Annotated in this window: 21 protein-coding genes and 1 other RNA gene; 3 read left to right on the top strand and 19 right to left on the bottom strand. The window is 71.9% G+C overall.

What is annotated here, in order from left to right; all coding sequences use genetic code 11:
* Positions 1 to 10: 10 nt before the first annotated feature.
* Positions 11 to 1813 (bottom strand): DEAD/DEAH box helicase, encoded by a 1803-nt coding sequence (locus tag ASC77_RS13640; RefSeq protein WP_056153541.1) that lies wholly within the window; start codon positions 1811 to 1813, stop codon positions 11 to 13.
* Positions 1810 to 2061, bottom strand: coding sequence for a DUF3039 domain-containing protein (locus ASC77_RS13635; RefSeq protein ID WP_056154156.1), 252 nt, complete (start codon positions 2059 to 2061; stop codon positions 1810 to 1812). The genes ASC77_RS13640 and ASC77_RS13635 overlap by 4 nt, the downstream gene beginning before the upstream one ends.
* Before the next feature lie 65 nt (positions 2062 to 2126).
* On the opposite strand from ASC77_RS13635, the gene ASC77_RS13630 reads away from it, so the two are divergent.
* Complete coding sequence (locus ASC77_RS13630) at positions 2127 to 2849, top strand: class I SAM-dependent methyltransferase (protein ID WP_056153539.1); 723 nt, start codon at positions 2127 to 2129, stop codon at positions 2847 to 2849.
* Positions 2850 to 2856: 7 nt separating this feature from the next.
* Here the strand turns inward: ASC77_RS13630 and ASC77_RS13625 are convergent, their stop codons facing one another.
* Together ASC77_RS13625 and ASC77_RS13620 are read right to left on the bottom strand one after the other, a co-directional pair.
* Positions 2857 to 3414, bottom strand: coding sequence for a YqgE/AlgH family protein (locus ASC77_RS13625; protein ID WP_056153536.1), 558 nt, complete (start codon positions 3412 to 3414; stop codon positions 2857 to 2859).
* A gap of 105 nt (positions 3415 to 3519) precedes the next feature.
* The gene (locus ASC77_RS13620; RefSeq protein WP_056153533.1) at positions 3520 to 4041 is read right to left on the bottom strand and encodes a hypothetical protein; all 522 of its coding nucleotides are present in this window, start codon (positions 4039 to 4041) and stop codon (positions 3520 to 3522) included.
* Positions 4042 to 4191: 150 nt separating this feature from the next.
* Here ASC77_RS13620 and ASC77_RS13615 point away from each other — a divergent pair, with 150 nt between their 5' ends.
* Positions 4192 to 4887, top strand: coding sequence for a TetR/AcrR family transcriptional regulator (locus tag ASC77_RS13615; RefSeq protein ID WP_056153530.1), 696 nt, complete (start codon positions 4192 to 4194; stop codon positions 4885 to 4887).
* Positions 4888 to 4905: 18 nt separating this feature from the next.
* Here the strand turns inward: ASC77_RS13615 and ASC77_RS13610 are convergent, their stop codons facing one another.
* The 3 genes from ASC77_RS13610 to ASC77_RS13600 form a co-directional block, all read right to left on the bottom strand.
* Positions 4906 to 5919, bottom strand: coding sequence for a DUF3048 domain-containing protein (locus tag ASC77_RS13610; RefSeq protein ID WP_056153527.1), 1014 nt, complete (start codon positions 5917 to 5919; stop codon positions 4906 to 4908).
* 105 nt (positions 5920 to 6024) lie between these two features.
* On the bottom strand, positions 6025 to 6792 hold the full coding sequence (locus ASC77_RS13605; RefSeq protein WP_056153526.1) for an SDR family NAD(P)-dependent oxidoreductase: 768 nt from the start codon (positions 6790 to 6792) through the stop codon (positions 6025 to 6027).
* A gap of 54 nt (positions 6793 to 6846) precedes the next feature.
* Entirely contained in the window at positions 6847 to 7263 is a 417-nt protein-coding gene (locus ASC77_RS13600; protein WP_056153524.1) for an HIT family protein, read from the bottom strand.
* 18 nt (positions 7264 to 7281) lie between these two features.
* On the opposite strand from ASC77_RS13600, the gene ASC77_RS13595 reads away from it, so the two are divergent.
* Positions 7282 to 9030 (top strand): cation:proton antiporter, encoded by a 1749-nt coding sequence (locus ASC77_RS13595; protein ID WP_056153523.1) that lies wholly within the window; start codon positions 7282 to 7284, stop codon positions 9028 to 9030.
* 4 nt (positions 9031 to 9034) lie between these two features.
* On the opposite strand, the gene ASC77_RS13590 is transcribed toward ASC77_RS13595, so the two are convergent.
* From ASC77_RS13590 to smpB, 12 genes are all read right to left on the bottom strand, one after another.
* The gene (locus ASC77_RS13590; protein WP_156391069.1) at positions 9035 to 10423 is read right to left on the bottom strand and encodes a M15 family metallopeptidase; all 1389 of its coding nucleotides are present in this window, start codon (positions 10421 to 10423) and stop codon (positions 9035 to 9037) included.
* A 64-nt stretch (positions 10424 to 10487) separates the two neighbouring features.
* Positions 10488 to 11012, bottom strand: coding sequence for a hypothetical protein (locus ASC77_RS13585; protein WP_156391068.1), 525 nt, complete (start codon positions 11010 to 11012; stop codon positions 10488 to 10490).
* Positions 11013 to 11049: 37 nt separating this feature from the next.
* On the bottom strand, positions 11050 to 12567 hold the full coding sequence (locus ASC77_RS13580; protein WP_082574685.1) for a PP2C family protein-serine/threonine phosphatase: 1518 nt from the start codon (positions 12565 to 12567) through the stop codon (positions 11050 to 11052).
* An 81-nt stretch (positions 12568 to 12648) separates the two neighbouring features.
* Positions 12649 to 14076 (bottom strand): lytic transglycosylase domain-containing protein, encoded by a 1428-nt coding sequence (locus ASC77_RS13575; protein ID WP_082574684.1) that lies wholly within the window; start codon positions 14074 to 14076, stop codon positions 12649 to 12651.
* Positions 14077 to 14158: 82 nt separating this feature from the next.
* The gene (locus ASC77_RS13570; protein ID WP_056153510.1) at positions 14159 to 14992 is read right to left on the bottom strand and encodes an ABC transporter permease; all 834 of its coding nucleotides are present in this window, start codon (positions 14990 to 14992) and stop codon (positions 14159 to 14161) included.
* Positions 14989 to 15897, bottom strand: coding sequence for an ATP-binding cassette domain-containing protein (locus ASC77_RS13565; RefSeq protein ID WP_056154154.1), 909 nt, complete (start codon positions 15895 to 15897; stop codon positions 14989 to 14991). The genes ASC77_RS13570 and ASC77_RS13565 overlap by 4 nt, the downstream gene beginning before the upstream one ends.
* Before the next feature lie 207 nt (positions 15898 to 16104).
* The gene (locus ASC77_RS13560; RefSeq protein WP_056153507.1) at positions 16105 to 17043 is read right to left on the bottom strand and encodes an alkaline phosphatase family protein; all 939 of its coding nucleotides are present in this window, start codon (positions 17041 to 17043) and stop codon (positions 16105 to 16107) included.
* A gap of 178 nt (positions 17044 to 17221) precedes the next feature.
* Positions 17222 to 17592: a transfer-messenger RNA gene (gene ssrA / locus ASC77_RS26170) on the bottom strand.
* Between the two features lie 78 nt (positions 17593 to 17670).
* On the bottom strand, positions 17671 to 18054 hold the full coding sequence (locus ASC77_RS13555; protein WP_056153504.1) for a DNA polymerase ligase N-terminal domain-containing protein: 384 nt from the start codon (positions 18052 to 18054) through the stop codon (positions 17671 to 17673).
* A complete protein-coding gene (locus ASC77_RS13550) occupies positions 18051 to 18329 on the bottom strand; it encodes a hypothetical protein (protein WP_082574682.1) in 279 nt (92 codons plus the stop codon). The genes ASC77_RS13555 and ASC77_RS13550 overlap by 4 nt, the downstream gene beginning before the upstream one ends.
* Positions 18313 to 19248 (bottom strand): amidohydrolase family protein, encoded by a 936-nt coding sequence (locus tag ASC77_RS13545; protein WP_082574681.1) that lies wholly within the window; start codon positions 19246 to 19248, stop codon positions 18313 to 18315. The genes ASC77_RS13550 and ASC77_RS13545 overlap by 17 nt, the downstream gene beginning before the upstream one ends.
* Positions 19241 to 19720 carry an SsrA-binding protein SmpB gene (gene smpB, locus ASC77_RS13540; RefSeq protein ID WP_056153501.1) on the bottom strand — a complete coding sequence of 160 codons (480 nt, stop codon included), beginning with the start codon at positions 19718 to 19720 and terminating at the stop codon, positions 19241 to 19243. The genes ASC77_RS13545 and smpB overlap by 8 nt, the downstream gene beginning before the upstream one ends.
* Between the last annotated feature and the right edge of the window lie 30 nt (positions 19721 to 19750).

Raw genomic sequence — 19750 nt, 5'->3', positions numbered from 1 at the left:
TGTAGGGAGGTCAGGACGACTTGCGCGTCGCCCAGTCCCGGATCCGCTCGATCCGGGACTGCAGCTGGTCCGCGGTCGCCACGGCGGCAGCCGGTCCGCCGCACTCCTTGCGGAGCGCGGCGTGGGTGATGCCGTGGGCCTGGCCGGTGCGGTGGTGCCAGGCGGCGACCAGGCCGTTGAGCTCGCGCCGCATGATCGCGAGCTGCTCGTGGGTGGAGACCTGGGCGACCGTGTCGGACTCGGGCCTCGGCGCCGCCTTCTGCTTCTTGGCCCGGTCGCTCTGGCGCTGCTGGAGCAGCTCGCGCATCTGGCCGGGCTCGAGGAGCCCGGGGATGCCCAGGAAGTCCATCTCCTCCTCCGAGCCCACGTGCACCTCGCCGGCGTGCCCGAACTCGCCGCCGTCGAACAGGACGCGGTCGAAGCGGGCCTCGGAGCCCAGCGCCTCGAAGGACGCCTCGAGCTCGTCGGACGCGCCCTCGCCGGCGTTCGCCTGCGCCATCAGCTCGTCCTCGGCGGCGAAGATGTCGCCCTCGTCGGTGATCTTGCGGCCCAGCACGTGGTCGCGCTCGACCTCCATCTCGGAGGCGAAGCCGAGCAGGGACGGCACCGACGGCAGGAAGACCGACGCGGTCTCACCCCGGTTGCGCGCTCGCACGAAGCGCCCGACGGCCTGGGCGAAGAAGAGCGGCGTGGAGGTCGTGGTCGCGTAGACGCCGACCGCGAGCCGCGGCACGTCGACGCCCTCGGACACCATCCGGACGGCCACCATCCAGCGCTTGTCGCTGTCGGTGAACTCGGTGATCTTCTTCGACGCCGCCTTCTCGTCGGAGAGCACGACGACCGCGGACTCGCCGGTGATCTGCTTGAGGGTCTTGGCGTAGGACCGTGCGGAGTCCTGGTCGGTCGCGATCACGAGCCCGCCGGCGTCCGGGACGTGCCGACGGACCTCGGAGAGCCGCCTGTCCGCAGCGGTCAGCACCGACGGGATCCAGGAGCCGGACGGGTCCAGCGCGGTCCGCAGCGCCTGGTTGGTCAGGTCCTTGGTGAGCGGCTCGCCGAGCCGGGCGGCGATTTCGTCGCCCGCGCGGGTGCGCCAGGTCATCTCGCCGGAGTAGGCCATGAAGAGCACCGGGCGCACGACGTGGTCGGCGAGCGCGTGCGCGTAGCCGTAGGTGTAGTCGGCGACCGAGCGCGGCACCCCGTCGCCGCCGGGGGCGTAGGTGACGAACGGGATCGGGTTGATGTCGGAGCGGAACGGCGTGCCGGTGAGCGCCAGTCGCCGGGCGGCGGGCTCGAAGGCCTCACGGACGCCCTCGCCCCACGACAGCGCGTCGCCCGCGTGGTGCACCTCGTCGAGGATCACCAGGGTCTTGAACCGCTCGGTGCGGATCCGCATCGCGAGCGGGTTGACCGCGACCCCGGCGTACGTCACGGCGATGCCGACGAAGTCCTGCGACGTCTTGCCCTTGCCGGCGGAGTACGCCGGGTCGATCGGGATGCCCGCGCGGGCCGCGGCCTCGGCCCACTGGAGCTTCAGGTGCTCGGTCGGCGCGACGACGGTGATCCGGTCGACCAGGCGGCGACCCAGGAGCTCGGCCGCGACCGACAGCGCGAAGGTCGTCTTGCCGGCGCCCGGGGTCGCGACCGCGAGGAAGTCGCGCGGGTGCTCGTCGAAGTACTGCCGCATCGCCGCCGTCTGCCACGCACGCAGCGACGGCGCCGTCCCCCAGGCGGCGCGCTCCGGCCAGGCCGGGCTTAGCTTGGATCCGAGAGGCGCGTCGGGCAGGGGGTCGGGGTCGGGCCGACCCGTCACTCGCCGGAGCCCGCGTCGTCGTTGAGGGACTCCCAGGCGTCCTTGCACTCGGGGCACACCGGGAACTTCTCCGGTGCCCGGCTGGGCACCCACACCTTGCCGCACAGGGCCACGACGGGGGTCCCCATCACCATGGCCTCGGTGAGCTTGTCCTTCTCCACGTAGTGCGAGAACCGCTCGTGGTCGCCCTCATCGGTGGGGACGGTACGGCGGTCCTCCCGGACATCCGTGTCTGTCGAGAATCCGATGGTGGTCACGGACTCCACTGTAATTCAGGAACGCCGCGACGCCACCTCGGACTAGCGTCAGCGCGGTGTCCGACCCGATCTTCGCCGACCCCCGGCTCGCGGCGGTCTACGACGCGTTCGACGGCGAGCGTGCGGACCTGACGGCGTACGTCACCCTGGCCGACCGGCTCGACGCCCGGGTCGTGGTCGACCTCGGGTGCGGCACCGGCGAGCTGGCGATCCGGCTCGCGACCCACGGCCGGCGGGTGATCGGCGTCGACCCGGCCGCTGCGTCGCTGGAGGTCGCACGGAGCAAGCCCGGCGCCGCCACGGTGACCTGGGTGTGTGGGGACAGCTCGGCGATCCCGGCATGCCGGGGCGACCTGGCGCTGATGACGGGGAACGTCGCGCAGGTCTTCCTCACCGACACCGCCTGGGGCTCGGCGCTCGAGGACCTCCGGTCGGCGCTGCGGCCCGGCGGTCGGCTGGTCTTCGAGACACGACGACCGGAGGCCCGCGCCTGGGAGGCGTGGGCGGGCAGGCCGCCGGCCGTCCGAGAGATCGAGGGCATCGGCGCCGTCGAGCAGCGCTTCGAGCTGGTGGACGTGGCAGCGCCGTACGTGTCGTTCCGCTGGACCTACACGTTCGCCGTGGACGGGGCGGTCCTCGTGTCGGATTCGACGCTCCGGTTCCGCGACCGCACCGAGGTCGAGGACACCCTGGTCGCCCACGGGTTCGGGGTGGTCGACGTGCGCGACGCCCCCGACCGCCCGGGACTCGAGCACGTCTTCATCGCCCAGCGGGACTGAGCCGCGCTCAGTTGAGCTCGGGGTCGGCCGGGCGGGTCGAGTGCCAGGCCATCTCTCCCGGCTGGCGGCGCAGCACCTCGCGCCACAGGTCGGCCGTGTCGAGCCGGAACGGGTCGCCGGACTCGCCGGGCACGACGTACCAGCTGCCCTCCTCGATCTCCCCGTCGAGCTGCTCGGCACCCCAGCCGGCGTACCCCGCGAAGATGCGCAGCCCGGCGAGGCTGCCCGCGAGCAGCTCGACCGGCGCGTCCAGGTCGACGAGCCCGAGTCTCCCGTCCACGGCCCGGAAGCCCACGGGCACGTCGTCGGGATCGCGCAGCAGGGCCACCGCCAGGGCACCGTCGGCACCGACCGGCCCGCCCTGGAAGAGGACGTCCGGCTCCGCGACGACGTCGGCCCAGCCGTCGAGCACCGCGTCGACGGGCACGCCCGACGGTCGGTTGAGGACGACCCCGAGCGCGCCGTGGTCGTCGACGTCGAGGAGCAGCACCACCGAGTCGGCGAAGTTGGGGTCGACCAGGGCAGGGGTCGCCACCAGCAGCATCCCGGCGACCGGCTGGCTCATGCACCCATCATCGCCCAGACCCGGCCCCCGGGCGTACGACAACCCCGGGACCGCCAGGGGGAGGGAGGGTCGGGCCCGGGGTTGCCGGAGGGGGATGGATCGGGGTCAGGCCGCGACGACCGCCTTGAGGCGACCGAGCAGGCTGGCGGGCGGCGCGACGGCGACCTGCGCGGGACGGTACGTCGCCCGGGCGCGGTCCTCGATGTCGGCGCCCACGTGGGCGGCGGCGTCGTCGGGGGTGCTGACGCGCCCGGCCATCATGGCGAGCAGGGCGTGCTCCTTGGCGGTGGCCTTGGCCATCGCCGCGGAGGTGGCGGGGCTGCGGGGGGCGGTCCGCTCGCGGTCGAGGACCGCACGGACGCCGGGCAGCTCGTCGGCGGTCGCGTGCCACGCGGCGACGACGGCGTCCTCGAGCTCCAGGGGCTCGGCGAGGAGCTCGCGCTCGATGCGGCCGGCCAGGCGGGTGTGCCAGCGCAGCTGGAGGGCGCCGAGCAGGGACAGCTCGTCGCCGAACGTCTCCGCGACACCGGCCACCTCCAGGGGGAGGTGACCGTCGCGACGGCGGTTGGCGCTGGCGATGACGTCGCGGAGGACCTCTCCGCGGCGGTGGAAGGACGTCCAGGTCATGGTGTCTCTCCTTCGGGGTGATCGGTCGTCCCGGTCGGGACATACCGGAAGTACGTACTCACGGTATGTACTCATACCGACGGTATGCAACCTTCCGCGCCGGTGATCCGAGTCACGCATACCGACGGTAGGTATTAGGCTCCGGTGACCATGAGCAAGTCCTCGGTCTCCAAGCTCGTCCCCCGCGTGCCGGGGGTCCCCGGCGCGAGCCGCCGTCAGCAGTACTCCGCCTCCACCAAGCGCGGACTGATCGACGTGGCCGAGGAGCTCTTCACCGAGAACGGGTACGCCGCGACCTCCCTGGACACCATCGTGGCCGGAGCCGAGGTCACCAAGGGCGCGCTCTACCACCACTTCAGCGGCAAGCAGGCGCTCTTCGAGGCGGTCTTCGAGCGGGTGGAGGACGACGCCGCGCGGGCGATCCAGAAGGCCCTCAAGGGCCACCGTGACCCGTGGGAGAAGGCCACCGCGGGCCTCCGGGCGTTCCTCACGGTCGTCCAGGAGCCGCGCTACCGGCGGATCGTCATCCAGGAGGGCCCGTCCGTGCTCGGCTACGAGCGCTACCGCGAGCAGGAGGAGCGCTCCACCTTCGCGAACGTCCTCGAGATCGTCCGCTCGGTGCTCAACGCGGGCGAGTGGGAGCTCGACGAGGACCTGCAGCAGACCTTCGCCCGGATCTTCTTCGGCGCGATGTCGTCGGCCGGCGAGTCCGTCTCCAGCGCGCCGGACCCGATCCAGGCCGCGGCCAACGTCGAGACCGCGATCAGCTTCATCCTCGCCGGCTTCCGGGCGCTCGCCGAGAGCGGCGTGGAGCTGCCCGCCGGCGAGCTCGCCGACGAGTCGTGAGCCGCCGCCTGCGGCGCGCTACCTCTTGGTGAAGGTGACGTTGCCGTTGGCGGCCGGGACCAGCTCGATCCAGGTGTGACCCGCCGGCACCGTCAGCGCGCCGGCCTTGGTCGACAGCTTGATCGGGGCGTCGAGGTCGGCCTTGGTCCAGGTGCCACGGACCAGCTTGCCGCCGTGGAAGATCATCGCCTGCCCCTTGCCGGTCAGCTTGGTCTCCGGAACCGGGTTGCCCGCGGGGTCGAGGTAGCCGGCGTCACCGACGGTCACGCGCAGCACCAGGACGGTGTCGGCCGGGAAGTGGTCCCCGTCCGCGGCGTACGTGTTCTCGTTGACGTAGCCCTTGCCGTCGTAGGTCCAGTTCGTGGTGTGCCCACCGCCGAAGCTGGCCGCGATCTTGGTGGCCTTCTGGCCGCCCGGGAAGTCCTTCTCGTCGCCCCACGGCAGGTAGTCCTGCGGTCGCGCCGCGTCCTGCTTCGCCGAGTCGGCGATCTTGGTCAGGTCGGCGAACACGTTGTACGGCGCGCTGCGGCTGCTGTCGCGGGAGATGCCGGCGGCGCCCTCCTGGAAGAACTGGATGCCGGCGCCCTTGATCCGGGCGATCGTGCGGCCGGCGGCACCACTGGTCACGACGGAGGCGTGGATCGGCGAGACGATGCCGATGTCGCTGGCACGCATGGAGCGCACCGGGCCGACCTTGGTCGGCAGCTGCGAGTAGTAGAACGCCGCCAGCCGCGTCAGCCCGCCCTCGACCAGCTCCTCCACGACCATGTCGGCCTTGCTCAGCCCGATCTGCGGCGAGCTGGAGTAGGTGTTGTCCATCTTGGTGACCAGCACCGGGTGGGTCTGCTCGGCGTCCTCGTCGCCCGAGACCGGCAGGCCGGTCAGCGGCCAGGTGGACGCGATCTCCTCGCTGCCCGCGACCTTCTGGGAGGCCGGCTTCTGGTCGTCGGAGGAGTCGCTCCCCCCGCCACAGCCGACGAGCAGGAGGCTCGTCGCGGCGAGGAGGGCAGTGGTCAGCTGGGCACGGCGCACAGGACGCTCCGTTCGTGAAACTCTTGTGATCTGATCGACTTCAAGTGTGCAGGCGCGACCGTACCCCGTGGGGAGGCGCGCCCACATATCGCGGCGACGGCTCGGCTACCCGAGCTTGGAGCCACCGTCGACGTACAGCGTCTGGCCGGTGATGTACGACGCCTCGTCGCTGCACAGGAACGCCGCCGCTGCGGCGATGTCCTCGGGGTAGCCGACCCGCTTGACCGGGTTGGCCTCGGCCGCGGCGGCGCGGAACTCCTCGACGCCGACGCCCAGGCGGGCGGCCGTGGCGTCGGTCATCTCGGTGGCGATGAAGCCGGGGGCGATCGCGTTGGCGTTGACGCCGTAGCGACCGAGCTCGATGCCGAGCGTCCGGGTGAAGCCCTGGACGCCCATCTTCGCGGCGGAGTAGTTGGCCTGCCCGCGGTTGCCGAGGGCGGAGACGCTCGACAGGTTGACGATCTTCCCGTACTTCTGGGCGACGAAGTGCTTCTGGGCCGCACGGGTCATCAGGAACGCACCGCGCAGGTGCACGTTCATGACCATGTCCCAGTCGTCGTCGGTCATCTTGAAGAGCAGGTTGTCGCGGGTCACGCCGGCGTTGTTGACGAGGATGTGGATGCCGCCGAGCTCGGCGACCACGCGCTCCACGGCGGCGTCGGCCGACTCCGTGTTGCTGACGTCGCAGCCGATGCCGACGGCCTTGGCCCCGTCGACCAGCGGCAGCTTGGCGGCGGCCTCGGCCGCGCTCGCCTCGTCGAGGTCGAGGACAGCGACGGAGGCGCCCTCCTCCGCGAACCTCGTCGCGGTGCCGAAACCGATACCGCGTGCTGCCCCGGTGACGACCGCAACTCGCCCGTCGAAACGACCCATCGCTGCTGCTCCTGCCTGTCGGTGATCGAAAGTCCTACGCCACAGTAGGACAGGTCAGAGCGCCGCTCGGAGGCGGGCGGCGTAGGCGGCGCTCTCCCCCTCGGCGTACGACGTGCGCGGCCAGAAGAATCCCCGCAGCCCGTCGCCCTTGGTGCGCGGCACGACGTGCAGGTGCAGGTGCGCGACGGACTGGCTGACCACGTTGTTCATCGCGACGAAGCTGCCCTGGGCTCCGAGCCCGTCGACGACCGCGGTCGCGAGACGCTGCGAGGCCCCCAGGAACGGGTCCCGGAGCGCGGCCGGCAGGTCGGGCAGCGTCACGACGTGCTGCCGCGGGACCAGCAGCACGTGCCCCTTGAACACCGGGCGCCGGTCGAGGAACGCGACCAGGTCCGGCTCGTCGAGCACCACGTCGGCCGGGACGTCGCCCGCGACGATCCCGCAGAACACGCACTCGACCCCGGCCGCCATGCACGAAAGGGTAAGGGCATGGAGATCGCACTGATCGGAGTCGCGGCGGCGCTGTGCATCGCCGGCGTCACCGCGTTCGCGTCCCGCCTCGGGGTCGCGGCTCCGTTGCTGCTGGTGGTCGTCGGCGTCGTCGCGAGCCTGCTACCGGGCGTGCCCGAGGTCGACATCGACCCGGAGTGGGTGCTGATCGGCGTGCTGCCACCGCTTCTCTACTCGGCGTCCGTGTCGATGCCCGCAATGGACTTCCGCCGCGACTTCACGACGATCGGCAGCCTGTCGGTGATCCTGGTGGTGATCAGCGCGGTGGTGGTCGGCTTCTTCCTGGCCGCGGCGGTCCCCGGCATCGAGCTGCGCACCGGCATCGCACTCGGCGCGATCATCAGTCCGACCGACGCGGTGGCGACCACGATCGTCAAGCGGCTCGGCGTCTCGCCACGTGTCGTCGCGGTGCTCCAGGGCGAGAGCCTGCTCAACGACGCGACCGCTCTGGTGCTGCTGCGGTCCGCCGTCGCGGCGACCGCCTTCTCGGTCTGGGGCGTGGCGTGGGACTTCGTGCTCGCCGTGGTCGTCGCCGTCGCGATCGGCCTGGTCGTCGGCCGCCTCAACCTGGTCGTGCGGTCCAAGGTCGGCGACACCGCGGTCAACACCGCGATCTCGTTCGCGGTGCCGTTCGTCGCCTACCTCCCGACCGAGCACCTCGGTGCCTCGGGCCTGGTCGCGGCGGTCACGGCCGGCCTCTACACGGGGCAGGCCGCGCCGCGGTACCTCGGCCCGCGCCACCGGCTCTCGGAGGAGCAGAACTGGCGCACGATCGAGCTGCTGCTGGAGGGCGGCGTCTTCCTGCTGATGGGGCTCGAGCTGGAGAGCATCGTCTCCGACGTCAACGACACCCACGGCGACCTGTGGGCCGCGGTGTGGATCGGCGCGGCCGCGACCGGGCTGGTGATCGTCATCCGGGCGTTGTACGTCGTGCCCCTGATGCTCGGTCTCCGGCGCCGGGCCGAGCGCGGCCAGGCCAGCCGCGAGCACCTCACCACGATGCAGACCCAGCTCGACGACGGTTCCCTGCCGGTCCGCTCGCGGCCGGGGCGACAACCGCGCAACGAGCAGGAGGCGCAGCGGCTCGAGGAGCACATCGTGCGGCGTACCGAGATGATGGGGACCCGGATCCGGCGGACCCTGGCCGACGTCGACTACCTCGCCGGTGCTCCCCTGGGCTGGCGCGAGGGCACCGTGCTCGTCTGGGCGGGCATGCGCGGCGTCGTCACCCTGGCCGCCGCCCAGACGCTCGAGGACGACACCCCGCAGCGGTCGCTGCTGGTGCTGATCGCCTTCGTGGTGGCCGCCGGCAGCCTGGTCGTCCAGGGCGGCACGCTCCCCTGGCTGGTGTCGCGGCTCGGGCTCGCCCAGGACCCCGACCCGACGGCGAACGCCGCCGAGCGGCACGACCTGATGACCGAGATGGTGGTCGCCGCGCAGGCGGCGCTCGAGGACCCGGACCTGCGCCGACCCGATGGCACGCCGTACGACGCCGCCGTCGTCGAGCGCACCCGGGGTGCTGCCGCGATGCGCGCCGACGACGAGGAGGCGCAGGAAGGGCGCGTCGTCAGCCAGCAGTACCGCGAGCTCCGGCTGGTGATGATCGACGCGATGCGCGACTCGCTCCTGCGGGCGCGCTCCGACGGCACCTACTCCTCGGAGACGCTCGAGCACGCGTTGACCGTGCTCGACGCCGACCAGATCACGACCGAGCTGCTCGGGCGGTGAGGCCTCAATCGCAGAACTGGCTGCAGGCCTCGGGTCCGCCGGCTGCCAAGCGCTTGCCGCCGCTGCCGACGTAGTCGAAGTGCTGGGTGTCGCCGTTGCCGTAGGTCCAGCGCAGGCCGTGCCGCGCCATCAGCCGGACGACGGCGTGCGAGCTCGACCGCCACGCGACCCGCTTGTGCGAGCGCGGCTGCCACCAGGTGTTGGGGACGATGCCCTGCGCCGAGCGGTAGGGGTTCTCCCAGGTGTTGACGTCGAGCGAGCGGCCCCACGAGTGGGGTGAGCGGTGGCCGGGGCGGCCCGTGACGTCGCGACAGTTGAACGCCGAGGTGTTGCCGGCCGCCATCGAGGCGTAGTCGTCGCCCCCGCGGGAGCGACCGCTCCAGCCGAACCGGTCGACGCGGTACATCGCCCGGATCGGCAGCTCGCGGCGGTACATCTCGGCGAGCGCCTCCCCCATCGGGCGGGCGGCGTCGACGCTGGCGACGAGCTCGCCGCGGCGGCGGTAGCCGTGGTAGTCCCAGTAGTTGACACGCACGATCCGCAGGCCGGAGCGGCCGACCGGACAGCCGCTGTGCCAGGTGGCGCCGACCATCTGGGCCCAGACGGCATCGCTGATCGGCGCGACGCTCAGGTGGGCGCCGTCGCCGACGGCGCGGCGCTGGGCGGGCAGCTTGATGCGGGGTTGCGGCGCCCCCTTCGGCAGCGCGACGGGCTCCCCCGGCGGCCGGTTGTCGATGCGGACCACCCCGCTCCGGTCGGCGGCCACCCACGACAGGCGCGGCGCCCGAGCCTGCCACCGGGTGTCGGTCCGGGGGGTCACCCGCACGGCGCCCCGGCCGTCGGCGCCGGTCGTGACCACGTCGTACCCCGTCCAGCGACCGCCGGGGACCCGGCGGAAGATCCGCACGTCGCCGGCGACGGGCTGGCCGTTGCTCGTCCGCCACAGCACCCGCAGCGTCACCGAGCGCTCGTCGACCACCGCCTTCGGGCCGGACAGCGAGACCCGGCCCGCGCGGGGAGCGGTGGGCAGCGTGCCCTCCTGGACGGCCGACGGGTGGTCGGCGTCGCCGGCGTACGTCGCGCGCACCACGTTGTCGGCCGCGACCCGGGAGACGGCGAGGTCCGCGCTGGCCGTGCCGTCGGCACCGGTGGTGACCGTGCCGACCGCCTGCCAGGCCCCGCCGGTCTGACGCTCCAGCAGCAGCTGGGCGCCCACCAGCGGGGCTCCGGGCTCGTCGGTCGCGGCCACGGTCAGCGTCGTGACGTCGTCGGCGTACGCCGCCGGCGCAGTGAGCGTCAGGACCGTGCTCGTGGCGGCGCGGACGGGCGCACCCAGCCCGAGGGTGAGCGCGAGAGCGCACACGACGACACAGACCCGCGACCCGAGAGACATGGCACCCATGTTCCCCCGCGCGGGCGCCCGAACCCTGCAGGTGGTGTGACGAACGTGTCGCGCCTCAGGCCTGGTGGTAGCGGCGCTGGACCTGGTGGCGGTAGTCGTAGCAGGTGTGGCCGGCGATGGAGCTCGGCACCCGGTGCCGGCGCAGGGGCGCGCAGGCCCAGATCTCCTGGGTGCCCTCGATCTGCTTCCAGCGGCCGTCGACCACGGCCCACAGCGCCGCGTAGCCGCCGCAGTCGTTGACGCCCCCGGCGGCGAAGCCGTCGGTGCGGAGGCGGAAGACCGTGACGCCGACGTACCCGCCCTCGCAGGTGGACGCGTCGGAGATGCGCTGGGCGGTGCGGCCGATGAAGCGCTTGAACGATGCGGGTGCCCCGTGCAGGCGACGGGCCTGCGAGGCGCGGGTGACCTCGACGCCCGGCGAGTGGGCGTTGGAGTAGACGATCACGCGGGCGGACGAGGCCGAGGTGGGGGCGGAGGCCGAGGCGAGCGGCAGGCCGACGGCGCTGGTGGCGCCGAGAGTCAGCACCGCGCCAGCGCTCACCAGGAGTCGGGACAGGGGGCTCAGGTGTCGAAGGGTCATGCCACGGAGACGCCGCTCGCGACGGATTGGTTGTCGGCTAGGTGCGACGTACGACGAGGACGGTGACGTCGTCGCGCTGCGACACGGCGTGGTCGCGGACCGCCGAGCGCAGCCGGGTCACCACGTCGGCGGGCCGACGGCCGGCCGTCGCCGCGAGGGCGGACTCGACGCCGCCCTGGCTGAACTCCGCGCCGCTCGCGTCCCGCGCCTCGATCAGGCCGTCCGAGAAGGCGACGAGGGTGTCTCCGGGCCCGAACTCCCGGGTCTCGACCTCCCAGGTCGAGTCGGTCAGCACCCCGCTGACCAGCGGTCCGGTCGGGTCGAGCTCGACCTGCCGGCCACCCGAGACCAGGAGCGGGGGCGGGTGACCGGCGTTGACGTAGGCGAGCCGGTCGGCGGCGGTGTCGATGACGGCGACGAACACGGTGGCGAACAGCTCGGACTCGACGAGTCCGTCGCGCACCGCGGCGAGGACGTCGGGCACCGAAGCCTGGCGCAGCATCACCGCGAGCGCGCTCTTGAGCCGCAGGCCGACGACCGCGGACTCGTGGCCGTGACCGGACACGTCGCCCAGGACGACCGCGATCCGGCCGTCGCCCAGGTCGACGATGTCGAGGAAGTCGCCCGCGAGGACGCCCTCGGCCGACTCGATCTGGGCCGCGACCTCGACACCCGCGCCGACGGGGGCGAGCTCGGACAGCGCCGACTGCAGCGCCTGCACAGCCGGCTGCCCGAGCACCAGCGCCTCGGAGGCCCGACGGGTGGCGTCGAGCTCGTCGAGCAGGTGACGACGCATCGTGTCGACGTCCTCCGCCACCTCGGCGACCTCCCGCGGGCCGGCGGTCCGCACGGCGTGCTGGAGGTCTCCCCCGGCGACCGCGCGGCTGCTGCGCCCGAGCCCGGCGAGCGGCCGGAGCACCGTCCTGCTGAAGGCCGCGACCCCGAGCAGCACCGTCGCGACGAAGGCGATGATCGTGAACGTGAGCAGGTAGGACAGGCGGCGCAGCAGGGCGTCGGCGCGCTGGGTCGCGTCGAGCTGGGCGGCGGCGACGGCGTCGTCGGCAGCCCGGTGCTTCGTGCGCACGTCGTCGAAGAGCTGCTTCCCCTTGCCGGTCGCGACCAGCTGCTCGGCGCGCTCCCGGTCGCCGCCGCGAGCTGCTGCCAGCTCGGGTTCGACGGCCTGCTCGAGCCAGGCCTGGTGTGCGTCGTCCATCGCGACGACCCGGTCCCACACCTGCGGCGAGACCTGGCCCCTGAGCTGCGCGACGGTGTCCGTGATGTGCGGGCCGGCCTCGTCGTACGGGTCGAGGAACTCGGGCCGCCCGGTCAGGATGTAGCCACGCTCGGCGGTCTCCTGGTCGACGTACAGGGCGAGCAGCGTCCCGAGCTCGACGCGCGCCGGGTTCAGCTCGTCGGCCACCTCGTCGCGGGCCGAGACGAACTGCACGACGGTCACCGCCAGCAGCACGCCGACGGCCAGCGAGAGCAGCACCACGGCCGCTGCGACGACACGCACCACCGCCCGCGCGGAGTACGGCGCGCGGGGCTCTGGCACGAGGCGAATTCAACCAGCCGGGCGGTCGCCGTACCTACGGAACGTCGATCACGGGGCCGAGCGTCCGAGGACCGGACCGGCCTACTGGACGCCGTAGGCGACACCGTTGACGGAGACGACCCGGGCGGGCGCGGTGTCCGCCGCGACGCCGAGCGTGACCGTCGTACCGACGAGCCCGGAGATCTCGTCACGGTTGCTCTCGACGGCACCGTCGGCGTCGAGGTCGGCGGTCGCGGTCGTCGCGAGCCGGGCGTCGTCGCCGAGGTCGAGCACCGTGTCGCCCAGGCACCAGAGCGCCGGGTCGTCGGCGCACACGCCGACCACACCGGTCAGCGTGGTCGGCTCCGGGTCGGGCGTCGGCTCCGTCGGCGTCGGCTCCGTCGGGGCCGGGTCGGTCGGGGCCGGGTCGGTCGGCTCGGGATCCGCCGGGGTCGGGTCGGCGGGTTCCGGCCCTGCAGGCACCTGGACGGGGCGCGTCGGCTTCGCCGGCGCATGGCCACCGGACGGGTGGTGGGCCTCGACGAAGACGCTCGTCGCCGGGTCGCCGTGCTGGGACGGCGCAGCGACCGGCTCGGCGTTCGTGGTGGGCCGGTGACCGCGCGCGATGATCGTCTCGACCGAAGTCCCCGTCGGCAGGGCGGCTCGGCCTTCTGTGTAGGCGCGGGCCACGTCGAGGACCTTCGTGACGTACGCCGAGTCGTGGTTGTAGCGGAAGAGAGCCGCCCAGGCGCCGGGCCGGGTGTCGAGGCGCTCGGTGCCGGCGCAGAGGTAGACGGCCGCTCCGAGCGCGGCGTCGTCGATGTCGTCGACCGAGCGCACCCCGTCGCCGTCGGCGTCGACGCCCACCGCGGTCCAGGTCGACGGCAGGAACTGCATCGGCCCGATCGCCCGGTCCCAGTGCGCGTCGCCGTCGTAGAGGCCGGCGTCGGTGTCGCCGACCGCGGCGAACGCTCCGTGCCCGTCCAGGACGGGACCTCGGACCGCCGGGCTGCTGGTGCCGTCGGCGTTCAAGGTCGCCCCGCCGACCCGACCGTGGTCCGACTCGACCCGCCCGATGGCGGCCAGCAGCTCCCAGCTCAGGCCGCAGTCGGCCTCGACGTCGGCGACGATCGTGGCCGCCCGCTGGTAGGCCGCCAGCGCGGGGTACGGGATGTCGAGCGCGTCGATCGCCCCGTCGGCGGCCAGCGCCGGGCGGGCCTGCGCGACCAGGACGCTGGTCGACGGCGCGGCCCACGTCGTGGGCGCGCTCGCCCCGGGCGCGACCGTGGTGGCCGGCGCGGACACCGTCTCCGGGCCCAGGTCGGCCGAGACCGGCGCGGGCGGCGCTCCGGACCCGGTGGCGACGGCGAGCGGGATCAGGACGGCGGCCGTGGTCGCCGCCAGGCGGGTGGGTCGGAGCACGCCCCGGATGGTTGAAGACTCAGGTGAACCGATGGCGTCCGAACGGCTGCCGCCGAGCGACTCGGCGACGTCCAGCGGCGTACGGATCGGGCGGGAAGGGCGAGGCACGCCCGTACCCTACTATTTCAGTAGTCAAACATTTGTTTTGGGGACGAGACCAGGCAGCCCTCTCGATCCCACGAGCGAGCTGTCAGACGTCGCGGCGCTTCAGGACGACCGCGGCCGCGGTCATGCCGGCGCACACCCAGGCGGCCATGACGGCCAGTCCGACCCAGGGCGAGAGGGCGTGCTGGATGGGGAGGCTGGTGGAGAAGCTCTGGCCGGCGCCGGTCGGGAGGTACGCCGCGATGTAGGTGCCCCAGCTCGGGAACACGAGCTCCAGCAGGATCGGCACGACAAGGATGACCGCGAGGGTGGCGACCAGGGCGCCAGGAGTGCTGCGGACGATCCACGCGAGGGCGCTTCCGATGAGCCCGACGAGCGTGAGGTAGACGCCGGTGCCGAGGACGACCCGGAGGGTGCTGCCGTCGCTCAGGCTGTACGTCGGCCGATGGCCGGACAGGACGGCCTGGGCGACGAGGAATGCCACAACCGACGCCGCGACCATCGAGATGCCGACGACTGCGGTGAAGACCACAGCCTTCGCAACGAGCACCGGCAACCGTTTCGGCACGGCTGCCAGCGTCGCGCGGATCATGCCGGAGCTGTACTCGCCGCTGACGACGAGAACGCCGAGGGCGGCCATGAGGAGCTGGCCGAGGTAGTAGCCCTGGAGCGGACCGGACGCCACGACGTCCTCGGGATCCAGTCCCGCCGGGTTGCGGGTGTTGTAGGCGATCACGGCCCCGAACACGACCATTCCGGCGACGGCAGCGGCGAGGACGAGCAGGGTCGAGCGGAGGCTGCGGAACTTCAGCCACTCCGACGCGATGACACCTCGCTGGGTCGCTGGACCGTCGACTCGGCCGGCGGCCCGGGCGGCGGCTGGGGTGGGCGCGTCTGCAGGCGCGGTCTCGATCGTCATGAGGCGGTGTCCTGGTAGTCGAGTGACTCACGGGTGAGCGCCAGGTAGGCATCCTCGAGCGAACCCGTCTGCGGGGCGAGCTCCCAGAGGGTGATCCCGGCTCCGGCTGCCAGGTCTCCGACGTCGCGGCTCGTGGTACCCGCGACGACCAGAGCGTCGTCGGAACCGTCGGTGATCGTGGCTCCGGAGGTCCTCAGGAGCTCGGCGAGGCGCTCACGTTCGGGAGTGACGACGCGGATCGAGTCCGCGGCCGCCTCTCGGATGAAGTCGGCCATCGGCTGGTCCCGCAGCAGGCGCCCCTTGCCGATCACGACGACGTGGTCGGCGGTGACCGCCATCTCGCTCATCAGGTGTGAGGAGAGGAAGACGGTGCGCCCCTCGTCAGCCAGCCGGGTGAGCAGTGCGCGGATCCACCGGATCCCGTCCAGGTCGAGCCCGTTGACCGGCTCGTCGAGGATCAGCGTCTGCGGGTCACCGAGCAGTGCCGCGGCCACTCCGAGCCGCTGGCCCATGCCGAGCGAGAATCCACCCACCCGCTTCTGGGCGACCTCGGTCAGACCGACCATGTCGAGGACCTGGTCGACGCGGGCCTTCCCGATCCCGCACGTCAGCGCCAACGACAGCAGGTGGTTGCGGGCGCTGCGACCAGGATGGATCGCCCGGGCCTCGAGGAGCGCGCCGACCTCGTGCAGCGGCGCCGCGTGGTCGGCGTACCGCTTGCCGTTGATCAGCACCGATCCCGAGGTCGGCAGATCGAGGCCGAGCATCATCCGCATGGTCGTGGACTTGCCGGCGCCGTTCGGCCCCAGGAACCCGGTGACGATCCCGGGTCTGACGTCGAACGACAACGCGTCGACGGCCAGCTTCGCGTCGTACCTCTTGGTCAGTGCCCTCGATGCGATCATGTCGACTCCGTTCATGTGCTCGGGGCTTCTGCGTTGGCCGCGGCGTGCTGAGTCAACGGACACCTGCGCTACTGCCGGCTGAGGGCAGACGACCCGTCGGTACCCCCGGCGGCGGCGCGCATGCTGACGCTACAAGCGTCCACCTGCCGACAACCTGACCTCGTCCATCCCTGGTGGGACAGGGGAAGTGGGCTCGGGCACCTGACGTCACCCCGGCCGGTGCGCGACCCGGAGCCCGAACGCGGCCGCCATGTCCGGTGCCGTCGCCGCGGCGCCGAGGAACGGCGCGCCGAGGACCTGCTCGTACAGCCGGGTCAGGCTGTACGGCGACAGCGGCGTCCCCACGACGTGGCCGCGCTGGCTGGGGTGGAAGACGGTGGTGAGAACCGTGTTGCCCTGGGAGCCGTCGTCCTCGTCCGCGGTGACGACCACGGCCAGGTGACCCGAGGCGAAGTCCGGGCCGGCGAGCACTTGGCCGATGTGCTCGCGGATCCAGCCGTCGGCGTCGCCGAGCGTGCAGTCGGAATCGTGCGCATCGTTGCAGGCGTCGGGGATCACCATGCCGGCGTTCGGGAGGTGCCCGGCCGCGACGTCGGCGGCGAAGGCGTCGATCGGGAGGTCGTGCTGCTCGCACAGCGTGCGCTCGTCGGCGAAGTACGCCCACGGGTTGTGGCGTACGGCGTACCGGTCGCCGCCGTCCTCGGTGGCGCAGGTGCCCGGCATCCCCTCGGCGTACAGTGTCGCGGTCCTGCCCAGGGAGAGTGCCTGGCCGAAGACGGACGGGCCGGAGGCGGTGTGGCTCGCGGGCGGGTCGTCGTCGGTGACCCCGAACATGTCGCCACCCGCGATCGCCAGGTAGTTGGGCAGCGACGGGTGGGTGAGCGCCGTGAATGCGGTGGCATAGCCGTACTTCTCCGCCAACCCGAACGTGTAGGGCATGTCGCGGCTCATCTCGTCGAGCGAGTGGTTCTCCACGACGAGCACGAGGAGCTTCGTCACCTTCGGGGCGGGGCGCGCCCGACCGGAGGTGGAGCCGGACGGAGCGCTCGGTGTGAGCTCCGGCGCCCCCGACCCGCAGCCCTCGACCAGGAGGACGGCCAGCAGGAGGGCCACGGTGGCGACGGCAGACCTGCGCTGGGACGTCACCCCCGCAGTCTGCGCTCCTGAACCTGACAGCAACCTGACCGACGGTCGTCGGCGTACGCGTCGAACCGCACCGACTCAGTCGGTGCGGTTCGACGCATCAAGAGGTTGATCAGGGAGATCTCGCGCTGACGATATTGGCGAGGTGGGGTGTCGCACGTTCGCGAACACCCCGGTCGGTCGGTGGAGCTGCGGGGAATCGAACCCCGGTCCTCGAGCGTCGATCCAGGTCTTCTCCGGGTGCAGTCCGTGTTGTCGCTTTTCTCGGCCTCGGGGCTCGCACGGACACGTCCCCGACAGGCTCAGTCACGGAATAGTCCCGCTCACCCTCCGCGACACGGAGTGAGCAGCAAGTCTCCTAGATGACGCCAGGATCCGGGACGGAGACGGGTGCCCGGACTGACGCTTCGATCACTGCTCAGGCAGCGAGAGCGAAGGAACTGCGATTGGTGTTGGCAGTTATAGGTTTCCAGCGATCGTTTACGAGATGACGCTGGCTTCTCGACCCGCTTCCCCTGGAACTAACGTCCCAAGTCGAAACCGATCAGCCCCTCTTGAGTTGTGGCACCAGTCTACGGGTCGAACCGCGTTGTTCCTAAGTGGTTTCGACACAGGCGCTGCGCGCCTTCCTCAACCACCGTGGCCGCTGACCTTCACCAGGATCCAGTTCTTCGGGTCGCCGTTCATGCGCGTCCGGGTCAGCGCGAAGACGCCCGTCAGGCGCGCGCCGTGCAGCTCGAACTTGAGGTGGCCGGCCGCGATCGCGGTCGCGGCGTCGGGCTCGGTGAGGCTGTCGTAGGTGCCGTGGTCCCAGATGGACTTGTTCTCGTCCTCGTACGTCGCGTGCGCGAGCTCGTGGTCGTCGACCTGGACGGCGAGCCGCTTGACCTGCGGGTCGGTCGACGGCTCCTTCGGCACCGCCCAGGACGCGAGAACTCCGTCGACCTCGAGCCGGAGGTCGAAGTGCAGGGTCGTGGCGCGGTGCCGCTGGACGACGAAGATCGACGCACTCACCGCCAGGTGAGGTCGCCGTCGAGGAACACATGGACGTAGCCGCAGGCCTTGCAGACCGCACCGTCACCGGACCTGTTGGCCCAGTCGAGGTCCATGAGCGTCATTCCCGTGGTGTTGAGCTTGATCTCGCGACGGGTGAAGCGCTGCTCGCGGCAGACCAGGCAGGCGAGCGGTTCGCCGGACCGGAGCAGCACGTCCGCGCCGGGTGCCGGGTCGGGCCCCCGGAGACCGGCCAGGAGGGTCGGGTCGTTGTTGAGGTCACTCTTCTTCGTCACGTGCCAGGTCTACCCCGTGGCGTGGCATCCCGAACAGGCGGTGTCCGTTGTGCCAGCAGACGTCGCGGAGCCAGTCGTTACCCAGGTCGAGCCGGGCCAGGCCCTCGAGCTGGTGGGCGTAGGGGTACGGGATCGTCGGGAAGTCCGACCCGAGCAGCACCCGGTCCTGGAGGTCGCGCAGGCGCGCGGTCAGCTCGGCCGGATAGCTGGTCTCCCAGAAGTCGGTGAAGACCATCGTGGTGTCGAGGTGCACCCGCTCGAAGTCGGCGGCGAGGTCGCAGAACTCCAGGTAGTCCGGGGCGCCGAGGTGGGCGACGATGGCGGTCAGCCGCGGGTGTCGCTCCAGGACCCGGCGCAGCGGATCCGGCCCGGTGAAGGCGTTGCCGACCGGAGCCGCACTGGCGTGGATCACCACCGGGGTGCCGGCGTCGGCGAGGGTGCCCCACACCGGGTCGAGGACCGGGTCGTCGAGGCGGAACTCCCCCACCTGGACATGCACCTTGAACACCTCGACGCCGTGCGCGACCAGCGCCTCGACGTACGCCAGCGCCTCGGGCTCGGGGTAGAAGGTGGCCGACCAGATCGACTCCGGGACGTCGGCGGCGAAACCACGGGCCCAGTCGTTGAGGTAGGTCGCGATGCCGGGCTTGTGCGCGTACGGCAGCGACGAGAAGCGGCGTACGCCGAAGCGACGCAGCTGGTCGACACGCTCGGCGACGGACTGCCGGTAGCGGATCGGCCAGGGTCGGCCGATCTTCGGGCCGGCCTCGTCGAACTGCGCCCACACCCGCCGCTCGATGTTCTCCGGCAGGAAGTGGGTGTGCACGTCGAAGAGCCCGGGGAGCCCGAGCGGCTGCCAGAACATCCGGACCGCGAGGGCATCGGTCTCGACCGGCTCGACCACCGAACGGTCAGTCATCCATGCCCTTCAGGCGGCGGCCGACGGCCTGCTCGGTCTCCCGGTTGGCCTGCCGCTCGGCGAGGGCGTGCCGCTTGTCCCAGGACTTCTTGCCCTTGGCGAGCGCGATCTCGACCTTGGCCCGACCGTCCTTGAAGTAGAGCGAGAGCGGGACGACGGTGAGGCCCTTCTCGTTGACGCGACGCTCGATCTTGTCGATCTCGTCGCGGTTGAGGAGGAGCTTGCGCTTGCGGCGGGCGGAGTGGTTGGTCCAGGTGCCCTGGGCGTACTCGGGGATGTGGACCCCGTGCAACCACGCCTCGTGGCCGTCGATGTCGACGAACCCGTCGACCAGCGAGGCCCGGCCCTGGCGCAGCGACTTCACCTCGGTGCCCATGAGGACGAGGCCCGCCTCGTAGGTGTCCTCGATGAGGTAGTCGTGTCGCGCCTTCTTGTTCTGCGCGATCACCTTGCGCCCCTGCTCCTTGGCCATCCCACCATTCTCTCAGGGCCCGACAACCAG

This window comes from Nocardioides sp. Root1257 (assembly GCF_001425175.1).
GTDB lineage: Bacteria > Actinomycetota > Actinomycetes > Propionibacteriales > Nocardioidaceae > Nocardioides.
The sequence above is the reverse complement of the archived record's forward strand: the minus strand, read 5'-3'. Positions and strand labels throughout refer to the sequence as shown.

Coding starts and splice junctions, on each gene's coding strand:
- smpB (WP_056153501.1), bottom strand. CDS start 19,720: ATGGCCAAGGAGCAGGGGCGCAAGGTGATCGCGCAGAACAAGAAGGCG.
- ASC77_RS13600 (WP_056153524.1), bottom strand. CDS start 7,263: ATGGCGGCCGGGGTCGAGTGCGTGTTCTGCGGGATCGTCGCGGGCGAC.
- ASC77_RS13570 (WP_056153510.1), bottom strand. CDS start 14,992: ATGACGATCGAGACCGCGCCTGCAGACGCGCCCACCCCAGCCGCCGCC.
- ASC77_RS13545 (WP_082574681.1), bottom strand. CDS start 19,248: ATGACTGACCGTTCGGTGGTCGAGCCGGTCGAGACCGATGCCCTCGCG.
- ASC77_RS13620 (WP_056153533.1), bottom strand. CDS start 4,041: ATGACCTGGACGTCCTTCCACCGCCGCGGAGAGGTCCTCCGCGACGTC.
- ASC77_RS13615 (WP_056153530.1), top strand. CDS start 4,192: ATGAGCAAGTCCTCGGTCTCCAAGCTCGTCCCCCGCGTGCCGGGGGTC.
- ASC77_RS13590 (WP_156391069.1), bottom strand. CDS start 10,423: ATGTCTCTCGGGTCGCGGGTCTGTGTCGTCGTGTGCGCTCTCGCGCTC.
- ASC77_RS13595 (WP_056153523.1), top strand. CDS start 7,282: ATGGAGATCGCACTGATCGGAGTCGCGGCGGCGCTGTGCATCGCCGGC.
- ASC77_RS13625 (WP_056153536.1), bottom strand. CDS start 3,414: ATGAGCCAGCCGGTCGCCGGGATGCTGCTGGTGGCGACCCCTGCCCTG.
- ASC77_RS13605 (WP_056153526.1), bottom strand. CDS start 6,792: ATGGGTCGTTTCGACGGGCGAGTTGCGGTCGTCACCGGGGCAGCACGC.
- ASC77_RS13585 (WP_156391068.1), bottom strand. CDS start 11,012: ATGACCCTTCGACACCTGAGCCCCCTGTCCCGACTCCTGGTGAGCGCT.
- ASC77_RS13565 (WP_056154154.1), bottom strand. CDS start 15,897: ATGATCGCATCGAGGGCACTGACCAAGAGGTACGACGCGAAGCTGGCC.